Consider the following 12,994-nt stretch of genomic DNA (forward strand, 5'->3'; position numbering starts at 1 on the left):
CCGTCGCCTCGGCCAGCACCCCGGCCGACAGGCCCTTCGAGAGCCCCCCGACGCGGGCACTTCTCAAGCGGCCGACACCGACGCGGGGCCAGTCGGCGAGGCCGGGCCGGGCCGGGCCGGGCCGGGCCGGGCCGGGCCGGGCCGGGCCGGGCCGGGCCGGGCCGGGCCGGGCCGGGCCGGGCCGGGCCGGGCCGGGCCGGGCCGGGCCGGGCCGGGCCGGGCCGGGCCGGGCGCGCGAGGCTGGAGACGAGACGCCGACGGGCCCCGGCCAGATCGGCCGGGGCCCGTCGGGACTGCTGTCGGTCAGTTGCCGCCGTTGGGGGCGCCGTGGCAGCGCTTGTACTTGCGGCCCGAGCCACACGGGCACGGCGCGTTGCGCGACGGGCCGTTGCCGGCGTCCGCCTGGTTCGGCGCTGGACGTCGGGAGCCGGCGGTCGGGAGCGCCGGGCCACGCAGCCCGGAGGCCGGCCGCTGCGGGGCGGACGGTGCGGTCTGCCCCGGCGCCGCCGGTGCAGCCTGGGCCGGACGGCCCACACCGAGCGCGGGCGCCTGCTGCTCGGCCTGCTCGACCGCCACCGCACCCGGGCTGGCCTCACCGTCGATGGTGGGGGCCGAGTATTGCAGGCCCTGGCGCTGCGGGGCGCGGTTGAGACCCTTGGCCCGGATCTCCACCGGCTTGTCGAGAAGCGTGACCTCCTCCGACTCCGCGGGCTCCGGCTCGGTCACCTGGACGTCCACGTTGTAGAGGAAGCCGACCGTCTCCTCCTTGATGCCGTCCATCATGGTGGCGAACATGTCGAAGCCCTCGCGCTGGTACTCCACCACGGGGTCACGCTGGGCGTACGCCCGGAGGTTGATGCCCTCCTGGAGGTAGTCCATCTCGTAGAGGTGCTCGCGCCACTTGCGGTCGATGACCTGCAGCAGCACCATCCGCTCGAGCTGGCGCACACCCTCGGTGCCGAGTTGCTCCTCGCGGCGGTCGTACGCGGCGTTCGCGTCCTCCTTGAGGCGGGCGACCAGGAAGTCGGCATCCATGCCGGCCCGGGAGCCGCCGGCGTCCTCCTCCAGCTCCTCGATCGTCACGCCGACCGGGTAGAGCTGCTTGAGGCTGGACCAGAGCTGCTCCAGGTCCCAGTCCTCGCCGTAGCCCTCGGAGGTGGCACCCCGCACGTACGCCTCGACGGTGTCGTCGATCATGTTGCGGACCTGGTCGGACAGGTCCTCACCGTTGAGCACCCGCAGCCGCTCGGCGTAGACGACCTGGCGCTGCTTGTTGAGCACCTCGTCGTACTTCAGCACGTTCTTGCGGATCTCGGCGTTCTGGCCCTCGATCTGGGCCTGGGCGCTCTTGATCTGGCGGGTGACCATCTTCGACTCGATGGGCACGTCCTCCGGGATGTTGAAGCGCTCCATCACCGCCTCGACCGCGCCGGCCCGGAAGCGCCGCATCAGCTCGTCCTGCAGCGACAGGTAGAAGCGGGACTCGCCCGGGTCGCCCTGCCGGCCGGCGCGACCGCGCAGCTGGTTGTCGATCCGACGGGACTCGTGCCGCTCGGTGCCCAGCACGTACAGGCCACCGGCGGCGGAGACCTCGTCCGCCTCGGCGTCGCAGGCCTGCTTCCAGGTGGGCAGGACCTCCTCCATCGCCTTGGCGTACTCCTCCTCGTTTTCCAGCGGGTCGAGACCGCGCTGGCGCAGGTCGTTGGCCGCGAGGAACTCGGGGTTGCCGCCGAGCAGGATGTCGGTGCCGCGGCCGGCCATGTTGGTGGCCACGGTGACCGCGCCCTTTCGCCCGGCCTGGGCGACGATCTCGGCCTCCCGGGCGTGGAACTTGGCGTTCAGCACGTTGTGCGGGATGCCGCGGCGGCGCAGCAGCTGGGAGAGGATCTCCGAGTTTTCCACCGAGACGGTGCCGACCAGCACCGGCTGGCCCAGCTGGTGCCGCTCGGCGATGTCCTCGATGACGGCGTTGAACTTGGCCTTCTCGGTCTTGTAGATGACGTCCGGCCGGTCCTCGCGGACCATCGGGCGGTGCGTCGGGATGCTCACGACGCCGACCTTGTAGACCTTGTTGAACTCGCTCGCCTCGGTCTGCGCCGTACCGGTCATCCCGGACAGCTTGTTGTAGAGGCGGAAGTAGTTCTGGAGGGTGATGGTGGCCAGGGTCTGGTTCTCCTGCTTGATCTCCACCCCCTCCTTGGCCTCGATCGCCTGGTGCATGCCCTCGTTGTAGCGACGACCGTGCAGGATGCGACCGGTGAACTCGTCGACGATCAGGACCTCACCGTCGCTGACGATGTAGTCCTTGTCGCGCTTGTACAGCTCCTTGGCCTTGATGGCGTTGTTGAGGTAGCCGACCAGCGGAGTGTTCACCGACTCGTACAGGTTGTCGATGCCGAGCCGGTCCTCGACCTTGGCGACACCGCGCTCGGTCACCGCGATGGTGCGCTTGGAGTGGTCGACCTCGTAGTCGCCCTCGCCGTCGGTGCCGGGCTGGAGCCGGGCCACCACGCCGGCGAACTCGCCGTACCAGCGGGCCGAGTGTTCGGCCGGACCGGAGATGATCAGCGGGGTACGGGCCTCGTCGATCAGGATCGAGTCGACCTCGTCGACCACCGCGAAGTTGTGGCCGCGCTGGACCAGTTCGTCCTTTGACCAGGCCATGTTGTCGCGGAGGTAGTCGAAGCCGAACTCGTTGTTGGTGCCGTAGGTGATGTCGCACTCGTAGGCGGCCTTGTGCTCGCTGGCCGGCCGGTTGGGCAGCACCACGCCGACGGTCAGCCCGAGGAACTCGTGCACCCGGCCCATCCAGGCCGCGTCGCGCTGGGCGAGGTAGTCGTTGACGGTGACCACGTGCACGCCGTCGCCGGAGAGCGCGTTGAGGTAGACGGCCATGACCGAGGTCAGCGTCTTGCCCTCACCGGTCTTCATCTCGGCGATGTTGCCGAAGTGCAGCGCCGCTCCACCCATCACCTGGACGTCGTACGGCCGCTGGCCGAGCACCCGGGCGGCCGCCTCGCGGGCCACGGCGAACGCCTCCGGCAGCAGGTCGTCGAGGGTCTCGCCGTCGGCGAGCCGCTCCCGGAACTGCTCGGTCATGCCGCGCAGCTCCTCGTCGGTGAGGTTGACGTAGTCGTCCTCGATCGAGCTGACGGCATTGGCGATGGCCTTGAGCCGGCGCACCATGCGGCCTTCGCCCGCGTTAAGGACCTTTTCCAGAATCGACACGGATCAACGCTCCCCTAGACAGTCTCGAACCATCGTAGGCGCTCCATCGGCGCCATGGTCACTGGTGGCGGTGGTCCGTCACACCGAACCCGACATAAGTCACGTCCTGGCCGTGCGCTGGACGTTATCCGGTTACGCCGTCGGCGAACGTTCCGGCACGATGCGCGAGTGGAGCCCGTGAAGATCATCGAGGACGGCGTGCTGCTGCGCCCCTGGCGGGAGGCCGACGCCGACGCCGTACACCGAGCGTGCCAGGATCCGGACATTCAGCACTGGACGAGCGTACCGCGCCCATATCGGCCCGAACACGCTCACGGCTTCGTCACCGAGCTGAGCGGACGGGCCTGGACGGAGGGCACCGGCGCACCGTTCGCGGTCTGCGATCCGGCCTCCGGCGAGCTGCTCGGCTCGTGCGGTCTGGTCTCCATCGATGGTGCCGGCACCGGCGAGGTCGGTTACTGGACGGCCCCGTGGGCGCGGGGCCGGGGGGTGAGCGTCCGGGCGACCCGGGCCGTGGCCCGCTGGTCGTTCGGGACGCTCGGGCTGAGTCGACTGCTCTGGCAGGCCGAGGTGGGTAATCACGCCTCCCGCCTGGTCGCGCTCCGGGCCGGCTTCCGGATCGACGGCCGGCTGCGGCTCTCCCCACCAGCGTCGGACGGCTGGGTCGGCTCGCTGCTGCCCGGCGAGGTGCCCGAGCCGGGGTCGACCGGGCCGGCCGGAGCGGGCACCCTGGCCGCCCGACGGGCCGCCGTCTTCGGCCGCCCGCAGCCGACCCTCTTCGCCACCGCCGGCGCCGGCGAGCTGCGGTTGCGGCCGATGGAGGCAAAGGATCTGGACGCCGTGGTGCGGGCCTGCCAGGACCCGGAGAGCGTCCGCTGGACCACCGTGCCGGACCCGTACGACCATGCCGACGCGCAGTGGTACCAGGGATACGGTCGAGAGCTCTGGGCGCGCGGCGACGCCGCGTGTTTCGCGATCGCCGACCCGGACGACCGGTACGCCGGCACCATCGACCTGCGGCTCTCCCCCGGCGATCCGTTGCTGGCCGACGTGGGGTTCATGACCTCCCCGGAGGTCCGGGGTCGGGGCTACATGCCGGCCGCGTTGCTCGCGCTGAGCGCCTGGGGCTTCACCGCCCTGGGCCTGGCCCGAATCGAGTGGAAGGCGAACGTGGGCAACACGGCCTCCCGCCGGGTCGCGGACAAGGCGGGCTTCACGTTCGAGGGGGTCGCCCGGGGTGGCGTGCCGCACCGGGGTGAGCGGGCCGACGTCTGGATCGCCGCGCTGCTGGCCGAGGATCTGGCATGACGCCGCAGGAGGTCGTCGAGGCGCACGGGGTGCGGCTGCGGCCGTTTCGCCCCGAGGACACGGCCGACGTGGTCGACGGCCTGGCCGACCCGGTCAGCCAGCGGTTCATGACGGGCCTGCCGGCCCCGTACACCGAGGTCGACGCCCGCCGGTGGATCGACGCCGGCGCCCCGGCGGCCTGGGCCGGCGGCGGCGCCGCGTACGCGGTCGCCGACCCGGCCACCGACCGCCTGCTCGGCACGGTGGGTCTCAGCAATCCGGTGCCCGCGCGAGGCCAGGCCGAGATCGGCTACTGGGTACGGCCGTCGGCGCGCGGACGCGGCGTCGCCGCGGCGGCGACCCGCGCGTTGAGCGAACACGCGTTCGCCACCGGAACCGTCCGGTTGGAGCTGCTCACCAACCCGGCGAATGCCGCCAGCCAGCGTGTCGCACTGGCCGCCGGCTTCCACTACGAGGGCTCGCGCCGGTCGGCCGGGTCCGGCCGCGGCGGCGACCGGCACGATCTGCTGGCCTGGGTACGCCTCGCCGACGATCCGCCCGGCCCGGCCGCCCGGCTGCTGCCCGACCTACCCGGCGGGGTGCTCACCGATCAGGTGGTTACCCTGCGCCGGCTGGCGCCCGAGGACGCGGAGCTGATGTACCGGCTGCACAGCCGGCCCGAGGTCGTCGCCAACCAGGCGCCGCCGGTACCGCCGACGCGGGAGGCGATCGAGCGGCGCTGCCGGCTCGCGGAGAGCGGGTGGCTGACCGGTGACATCGCCCGGTTGCTGATCACCGACGTGGCCAGCGGCGAGCCGGTGGGCAGCTGCGGGTTGTCGTACACCGACGTGGCGCGGGGCGAGGCGTCGGTGGGCTACGCGCTGCTCCCCGACTGGCGGGGCCGGGGGTACGCCACCCGGGCGGTCCGGCTGATCGCGGCCTGGGCGTTCGGCTCGGCCGGAGTCGCCCGGCTGACCGCCGGCACCGTGCCGGACAACACCGCCTCGCACCGGGTGCTGGAGCGGACCGGCTTCCACCGGGAGGCCCTGCACCGCGCGAGTCTCCCCGGCCTGGCCGGGGGCCGCCTGGACGACCTCACCTTCGCGCTGCTGCCCGCCGACCTCCGGTGACGCCGGATCATGGAGTTGTGGTGGTCGCCCACCACAACTCCATGATCGACATGGCTCCGCGACCGGTCAGGTGGCGAGGGAGATGATCCCGTAGTCGTAGGCGTGGCGCCGGTAGACGACGCTGGGGCGGCCGGACTCCTTGTCCTGGAACAGGTAGAAGTCGTGGCCGACCAGTTCCATCTCGAACAACGCGTCGTCGATCGTCATCGGCTCCGCCGGGTGCACCTTCTCCCGGGCGATGTGCCACGGCTGCCGGTCGTCGCCCTCCTCCTCGACCCGCTCCGCGACGGCGGTGCCGGCGCGGGCGCCGTCACCCGGCGCGCTGAGCGGAGCGGCCACCAGGTCCGCGACCGGTAGGCCAGCGGTGGCGGCGGCGACGGAGATCGGCGCGTGCCGACCCCGGTGTACGCGGCGGCGATCGGCCGCGCGACGCAGCCGGGTGTCGAGCTTCGCGATAGCGGCGTCGAGTGCGCTGTAGAAGTCGTTCGTGCAGGCCTCGGCCCTCATCACCGGGCCGCGGGAAATGCAGGTGATCTCCACCCGCTGGCAGTGGTCGGCTTGGCGCGGATTGCGCTCGTGAAACAGCTCGACATCGACACGAATCAGTTTGTGATCGTAGCGTTCGATCTTTGCGAGTTTCTCGGCTACGTGTACCCGGTAATGGTCCGGCACTTCGACGTTACGGCCCTTGACCACGATGTCCACGTGACCTCCCTTGTTCGGATGGTCTTCGATCCGGTAACCCGGTCGCGCGCCGTGGGAGACCCGCTGGCGTCGACCGGTCAGTACGGCTACGCCTCCTCTCACCGCCGGGGGCGGGTGGAACGACCTCCTACCCCCGACAGCAAAACGCTAACGCCTGTTTGCCCGGCAGTCACCCCATGTTGCCGAGACCGCCCAGGATTTTTCGCAGCTCATACACCAACGGGTGAAACGGAAACACGGTCGGTTACAAACGGCGTCTTTTCTCGGTCGCCGCGAGCACCGCCGCGACACTCGGTGCCGAACCGGTCGCGCCCAGCACGCGGGCCGCCGCGGCCAGCGTGACCCCGGTGGTCACGATGTCGTCCAGCAGCACCACGACCGCCGCGCCGGCACCGACCGGGGAGCGGGGTCGGAACGCCGCCTCGGCGGCCGCCGCCCGGCCCACGCTGTCCAGCGTCACCGAGTCGGGTCGGGGTAGGGCGCGCAGCGGCCGGCGTACCCGGACCGACCAGCCACCCCGGCGCAGCCGGGCCGCGCAGTGCCGCGCCAACCGGTCCAGGTGGTCGCCGTACCGGGCCCGGGCCGCCGCGGCGGTGTCGGGCACCGGCACCAGCGCCACCGGACGGCGGACGTCGCCGACCGCCGTCGCGACGACCTCCGCGAGCAGCCCGCCGAGCGGACGGGCCAACCCGTGCCGGCCGTGCTCCTTGTACGCCAGCAGGGCCTCGCGCAACGGGCCGGCGTACGGACCGAGGGCGACGCAGGGTGGCATGCCCGCCGGGACGGGGGTGGGACGCACCGGCCCGGGACGCAGCGCGTTCAGCGTCGCCACGCAGGCGGGGCAGACCCCGTGCCGCAGGCCGGACCGGCTCTCCCGGCAGCCCGCGCAGTCGGCGGGCAGCACCAGGTCGGTGAGGTCCGCCCAGAGCCCGCGCACGGCGTCAGTAGAGGAAGAACGGGGCGGACGGGTTGTTCGGCCGGACGCCGGCCGACGGTGGGGCGATGTCGCGTACCCGTTCGAGCCCGATCCGCTCCAACGGGCTGCTGCGGTACGCCACCCCGTTCGCCTCGTACATGTACGCCCCGCTGGGCAGGGGCACGCTGCGGTTCGTCGGGTACGCCGCCAGGTGGTTGACCTTGGCACCGACGTCGGTGCGCAGCGGTGTCTCCAGGACGCCGTCGACGCTGATCTCGTAGATCGCCGGCTGGCCGGCCAACCCGCCCACCACCAGCTGGTCCTCCCGACCCCAGTCCACCGTCGTGAGGCCGGACAGCGAGGTGATCAACTGCCGGGGCGGGCCGATGGAGACCCCGCCGCCGTCGAGGTTGACCGCCGCGACGTAGAGCCGGCCGCCGGCGATCAACGCGACGCGCTGACCGTCCAGCGCGGCGGCCACCGCGGTGACCGGTGCCGAGGGCAGGTTGAGCGGCACCGGGTACATCCGTGCGCCCTCGTCGAAGCGGTAGAGCTGGCCATCGGCCACCACCAGACCCCGACCGGGCCGGGAGTCGGCCATCCGCAACCAGACCGGACGACTGATCGAGGCGTACTCGCTCGTACTGCGCGTGATCGTGGTGATCGGGGCGGGCCCGGTGCCCACCGCGAGCCGCTGGCGACTCTTGCCGCCGGTCAGCACCATCGCGGCGAGGATCCGGTTGTCGGCCCGCGCCATGCTGGCCGAGACGATACCACGGTTGACCTCGGCCGCCAGCGGGACCGCGCCGCTGAGCTCGCCGACGAAGTCGAGCGGACGGATCGTGCCCTCGTACACGCAGAACCGCTGCGGGTTCTCGCTGATCGGGTAGAGCCGCTGTGCCGCCCGGCGGGCGCTCAGGTCCTGCACGGGCTGCGAGTTGTTGCGGATCTTCAACTCCAGCTCGCCCGCGAGGTCGCCCAGCGACCAGGCGAGCTGGGTGACCAGCTGGTCGATGGTGTTCTGGTCATCGCCGGACATGTCCAGGTTGACCTCCCACCGGTCGTTCGCGCCGGTGGCGTTGTTGATCAGCTCGGTGCGGTCGGGTAGCCCGACGACACCGGGGCGCAGCCAGTCGGACGGGCCGCCGACCAGCCACTTCACGACCTCGTTGACCCGGCGCTCCTCCGGCACCGCCTCGGGCAGGTAGCGCTGATCGGGCACCAGCCGGGTGCGGTCGGAACTCCAGAAGTAGATCGACTCGCTCTTGTAGTACTGCTGGAGGGCGATGTCGCTGAGCAGCAGCACGTTCGGCGGGTCGAGCACGTACAGGCCGGCCCGCTCGTCGGTGCCGGCGCCGTTGACCACACCGCTGCGCAGCCGGAACTCGTACTCCGTCTCGGTGGCCACCGGCGGGGCCAGGGTGCCGTTGGCCCGCAGCACACCGAGCTGCTGCACGGTGATCTTCACCGTGGTGGTCGAGTCGCTGTTGAGCGTGTAGACCGACTCCCGCAACCGGACCACGGTCAGCGCGACCTCGCTGCCCTTCTTGTCCTGCAGGCGGGGCCGGTCCTCCGGCAGGATGAACGCCTTGACCCGCTCGTACGCCCGGTCCGGCTCGCCGGCGGCGGCGGACAGGAAGTTGCGGACGAACGCCTCGTTGGAGCTGCCGCTGGCCGTCCGCGACGGCGGCTCGCTCCGCCGGCCGTCGACCGAGCCGGCCTCGGTCGCGGCCCCGCCCTTGCCGTCCACCCGCACGTCCGACGATGCCGGGATGCCACAGGCGGCACCGACCATCAGCACCACGCCGAGTGTTCCGAGCAGGGCCGGCCGCTTCACGAACCCACCTCCGCCCGCTGCCCGTCCCCGGCCGGTGCCGGGCCGATCGCCAACGCCCCACCGGTGCCGGGGCCGATGGCCAGCGGGCCACCGTCGCGGGGGCCGCCGAACGGCAACGCGGCGTCGGCCGGCACCAGCCGCAGCGGCGAGGTCGTCAACCGGTCGCCGGCACGGGCCGGCAGGGTGAGCCGGAACTGGGCACCCTGACCCGGAGCGCCCCACGCCTCCAGCCAGCCGCCGTGCAGCCGGGCATCCTCCACGCTGATCGACAGGCCCAGACCGGTGCCCCCGGTCTGCCGCGCCCGGGACGGGTCCGCCCGCCAGAACCGGTTGAACACCAGCTTCTCCTCGCCCGCCTTGAGGCCCACTCCGTGGTCCCGCACGGTGATCGCCACGGCGGTGTCGTCGATGCCGAGGGTGATCAGCACCGGCCGGGCCTCACCGTGCTCGACGGCGTTGCCGACCAGGTTACGCAGCACACGCTCGACCCGGCGCGGGTCGACCTCGGCAATCACCGGCGTACCCGGAAGGTCGAGTTCGATGGGTACGCCCACCCGCTCGGCCAGGCCGGCCAGCCGCTCGACCACCCGGTGCACCACCGGCACCAGGTCGGTCGGCTCCGCGTCCAGCATGGCGAAGCCCGCGTCGAACCGGCTGATCTCGAGCAGGTCGGTGAGCAGTTCCTCGAATCGGTCCAGTTCGGCCTGGAGCAGCTCGGCGCTGCGGGCCACCGCGGGGTCGAACTCGTCGCGCTCGGCGAAGATCAGGTCGGCTGCCATCCGGACCGTGGTCAACGGGGTACGCAGCTCGTGCGAGACGTCGGAGGTGAACCGACGCTGCAACCGGGACATCTCCTCCAGGCGCAGGATCTGCCGTTGCAGGTTGGTGGCCATCTGGTTGAACGAGGCGGCGAGCAGGGCCAGGTCGTCCTCGCCGTTGACCACCATCCGCTGGTCGAGCAGGCCGGCGGAGAGCCGCTGGGCGGTACGCGCGGCGACCCGGACCGGGTTGACCACCAGGCGGGTGACCAGCGCGGCGAGCAGCCCGAGCAGGATCACCAGGGCGACGCCGGTGGCCACCACGGTGGCTCGGGCGTCGGCGGCGGTGGAGTCCTGCCGGGTCAACGGCACCAGGTAGTAGAGCTCGATCTGGCCGAAGCGGGTGGGCACCGGAGAGCCGTACACCAGGTATTTGGTGCTCTGCCCGGTGAGCCGGCCGGTGCGGATCTGGCTGGCCACCTTGCCGTCGGCGACCGCGGCCCGCAGCTCCGGGCTGATCAGTGGCTGGACGTTCACCGACGGTGCCGTGCGGGTCTGGATGTCGTTGGGGTAATTGTCCGCGGTGATCGCCACCACCACGCCACTGGTCTGCTGCGGGTCGCCGCCGGCCAGGTAGTTGACCGTGCCGTCGATGGTCTCCTGGAGCTGCGCCTCCTGCGCCTGGCCGTACAGCGAGACCTGCTTGGCGGCGTAGCTGGCACCGCTGTTCACGCGCAGCCGGACGTCGGTGCGGGCGTTGTCCAGCAGGATCGTGGTGATCTTGTCGGCGATCAGGAACGCGAACCCGCCGACCAGCAGGCTGGAGGCGACCAGCGTGATGGTGACCACCCGCACCTGCAGCGAGCGACGCCACGTCTGGTGCACCCGGGCCACCACCCGGGCGGCGCGACCACTCACGGCACGCCAAAACTCCCCACCGGCGGTGGGCCGGCGGGTAGCCGTGGTCGAGGGGTGCGGGGGCGGCGAGGTCAACACAGTGTGACCAGGCTATCCGGTCCCCGCCTTGTAGCCCACGCCCCGCACGGTGAGGATGATTTCCGGTCGCTCCGGGTCCGGCTCGATCTTGGCCCGCAGTCGCTGGACGTGCACGTTGACCAGGCGGGTGTCGGCCGCGTGCCGGTAGCCCCAGACCTGCTCGAGCAGCACCTCGCGGGTGAAGACCTGACGCGGCTTGCGGGCGAGCGCGACCAGCAGGTCGAATTCCAGCGGCGTCAGCTTCACCTCCTCGTCGTTGCGGCTCACCGTGTGCGCGGGCACGTCGATGGTGATCTGGTTGCCGGGCGGGCCGATGGTCAACATCTCCGGCGCCACGTCCTCGCCCCGGCGCAGCCGGGCCCGCATCCGGGCGACCAGCTCCTTGGGCTTGAACGGCTTGACCACGTAGTCGTCGGCGCCGGACTCCAGGCCGAGCACCACGTCCACGGTGTCGCTCTTGGCCGTCAGCATGACGATCGGCACGCCGGACTCGGCCCGGATGGACCGGGCCACGTCGATACCGCTCATCCCGGGCAACATCAGGTCGAGCAGGACGATATCGGGCCGGCTGTCGCGGAACGCGGCCAACGCCCGCTCACCATCGGCCACGAACGAGGGCAGGAAACCCTCACTGCGCAGCACGATGCCGAGCATCTCGGCGAGTGCGGGGTCGTCGTCGACCACCAGTACCCGGGCTCTCATGGGATTAATATTGCATCCCCGTTCAGTTCGGTGGGACCGGCGTCGGGTGGATCCCGGGCCGGGCTGCCCCCATGATCCCCCGTCGGCGCCGCCCAGCGCCACCGCTGCCTCCAGCCGGTCGCCCTGTCGTGATCCGGACGGCGGTCAGCCGAAGAGCGCCCGCCCCCAGTGGTCGCCCCCGTCACGGACGCCGGGCGGGCAGGCGAACAGGCCGCTGGAGACGTGCCGCAGGTACTCGTTCATCACGTCGTGGCGGGCCAACTGGGTCTGGATCGGCACGAACTGCCGGCGTGGATCACGCTGGTAGGCGATGAAGAACAGGCCCGCGTCGAGGCGGCCGAGGCCGTCCGACCCGTCGACGAAGTTGTAGCCGCGACGCAACAGGTGGGCGCCGTTGTTGCGGCTCGGGTGGGCCAGTGTGACGTGGGCGTGCTCGGCGATCACCGGCTTGCCGTCCGCGCCGCGCGCCGCAAAGTCCGGCTCGTCGAACTCGTCGGTCCGGCCCAGCGGGGCACCGCTGCCCTTGGTCCGGCCGACGATCTCCTCCTGCTCGGACAACGACGTCCGGTCCCAGGTCTCCACGAGCATCCGGATCTTGCGGGTGACCAGGTACGACCCGCCGGTCATCCAGTCCGGCCCGTCGCCCGGCTGCACCCACAGCTGGTCGCGCAGCAGGGCGGTGTCCTCGGCCTTGAGGTTGGCGGTGCCGTCCTTGAAGCCGAAGAGGTTGCGCGCGGTGGCCTGGTCGCGGGAGGTCGACGAGGTCCGGCCGAAGCCGAGCTGCGACCAGCGGACGCTCACCACGCCCATGCCGATCCGGGCCAGGTTGCGGATGGCGTGCACCGCGACCTGCGGATCGTTCGCGCACGCCTGCACACAGAGGTCGCCGCCGGAGATCTGCGGCTGCAACGCGTCGCCGGGGAACCGGGGCAGCTCGGCGAGGGCGGCCGGGCGCCGGTCGGCGATGCCGAACCGGTCCCGGCCGTCGGCGTCGCGGAACAGCGTCGGCCCGAAACCGATGGTCAGGGTGAGCTGCGACGGGGGCAGGCCCAGCGCCTCGCCGGTGTCGTCCGGCGGCGCCTCCGGCATCCCACCGACCGCGCCCAGCACACCGGCGTCGCGCCCGGTGGTCATCCGGGCGGCGGCGGCGGTCCACTCCTCGAGCAGCTCGACCAGCCGGGCCCAGTCCTTCGTGATCACGTCGAAGGCGACGAAGTGCAGCCGATCCTGGGCCGGGGTGACGATGCCGGCCTGGTGTTCACCGTGGAACGGCACCGCCCCGGCCGGGTGGTCGCTCGCGGCGGCCGGCCCACGGGAGCCGCTGACCAGCGCTCCCGCACCGACCGCCACTCCGGCGACACCGGCCACCCCGGCGCCGGCGAGCGTGATCGCCCGCCGCCGGGTCACCCTGCTCCCGCTCATCGGTTTCGACTCC

9 protein-coding genes are annotated in these 12,994 nt (G+C 72.0%); 2 read left to right on the plus strand and 7 right to left on the minus strand.

Annotated elements, in window-relative coordinates; genetic code table 11:
- Window positions 1-303: 303 nt before the first annotated feature.
- Window positions 304-3,228 (minus strand): preprotein translocase subunit SecA, encoded by a 2,925-nt coding sequence (secA, locus tag O7620_RS18610; RefSeq protein ID WP_151487632.1) that lies wholly within the window; start codon window positions 3,226-3,228, stop codon window positions 304-306.
- 168 nt (window positions 3,229-3,396) lie between these two features.
- Between secA and O7620_RS18615 the strand changes: the two genes are divergently transcribed.
- Window positions 3,397-4,536 (plus strand): GNAT family N-acetyltransferase, encoded by a 1,140-nt coding sequence (locus tag O7620_RS18615; protein ID WP_278124075.1) that lies wholly within the window; start codon window positions 3,397-3,399, stop codon window positions 4,534-4,536.
- Window positions 4,533-5,645: a GNAT family N-acetyltransferase gene (locus tag O7620_RS18620; protein ID WP_278124076.1), complete on the plus strand. Its 1,113-nt coding sequence runs from the start codon at window positions 4,533-4,535 to the stop codon at window positions 5,643-5,645. Before O7620_RS18615 ends, O7620_RS18620 begins: the two co-directional genes overlap by 4 nt.
- 66 nt (window positions 5,646-5,711) lie before the next feature.
- Here O7620_RS18620 and raiA read toward each other — a convergent pair whose 3' ends face one another.
- The 6 genes from raiA to efeB form a co-directional block, all read right to left on the minus strand.
- The gene (gene raiA, locus O7620_RS18625; RefSeq protein ID WP_278124077.1) at window positions 5,712-6,350 is read right to left on the minus strand and encodes a ribosome-associated translation inhibitor RaiA; all 639 of its coding nucleotides are present in this window, start codon (window positions 6,348-6,350) and stop codon (window positions 5,712-5,714) included.
- 244 nt (window positions 6,351-6,594) lie between these two features.
- On the minus strand, window positions 6,595-7,254 hold the full coding sequence (locus O7620_RS18630) for a ComF family protein (RefSeq protein ID WP_151487649.1): 660 nt from the start codon (window positions 7,252-7,254) through the stop codon (window positions 6,595-6,597).
- A gap of 37 nt (window positions 7,255-7,291) precedes the next feature.
- Window positions 7,292-9,103, minus strand: coding sequence for an LpqB family beta-propeller domain-containing protein (locus tag O7620_RS18635; RefSeq protein ID WP_278124079.1), 1,812 nt, complete (start codon window positions 9,101-9,103; stop codon window positions 7,292-7,294).
- Entirely contained in the window at window positions 9,100-10,857 is a 1,758-nt protein-coding gene (gene mtrB, locus O7620_RS18640; RefSeq protein WP_278124080.1) for an MtrAB system histidine kinase MtrB, read from the minus strand. The genes O7620_RS18635 and mtrB overlap by 4 nt, the downstream gene beginning before the upstream one ends.
- Window positions 10,858-10,869: 12 nt before the next feature.
- A complete protein-coding gene (mtrA, locus tag O7620_RS18645; RefSeq protein WP_007455837.1) occupies window positions 10,870-11,559 on the minus strand; it encodes an MtrAB system response regulator MtrA in 690 nt (229 codons plus the stop codon).
- A gap of 144 nt (window positions 11,560-11,703) precedes the next feature.
- Window positions 11,704-12,981 (minus strand): iron uptake transporter deferrochelatase/peroxidase subunit, encoded by a 1,278-nt coding sequence (gene efeB / locus O7620_RS18650; RefSeq protein ID WP_278124081.1) that lies wholly within the window; start codon window positions 12,979-12,981, stop codon window positions 11,704-11,706.
- Window positions 12,982-12,994: the final 13 nt, after the last annotated feature.

This window comes from Micromonospora sp. WMMD710, assembly GCF_029626045.1.
Taxonomy (GTDB): domain Bacteria; phylum Actinomycetota; class Actinomycetes; order Mycobacteriales; family Micromonosporaceae; genus Micromonospora.

Excerpts from the sequence above, each read along its gene's own strand:
- O7620_RS18620 (WP_278124076.1), top strand. The coding sequence starts at position 4,533 with ATGACGCCGCAGGAGGTCGTCGAGGCGCACGGGGTGCGGCTGCGGCCG.
- mtrA (WP_007455837.1), bottom strand. The coding sequence starts at position 11,559 with ATGAGAGCCCGGGTACTGGTGGTCGACGACGACCCCGCACTCGCCGAG.
- efeB (WP_278124081.1), bottom strand. The coding sequence starts at position 12,981 with ATGAGCGGGAGCAGGGTGACCCGGCGGCGGGCGATCACGCTCGCCGGC.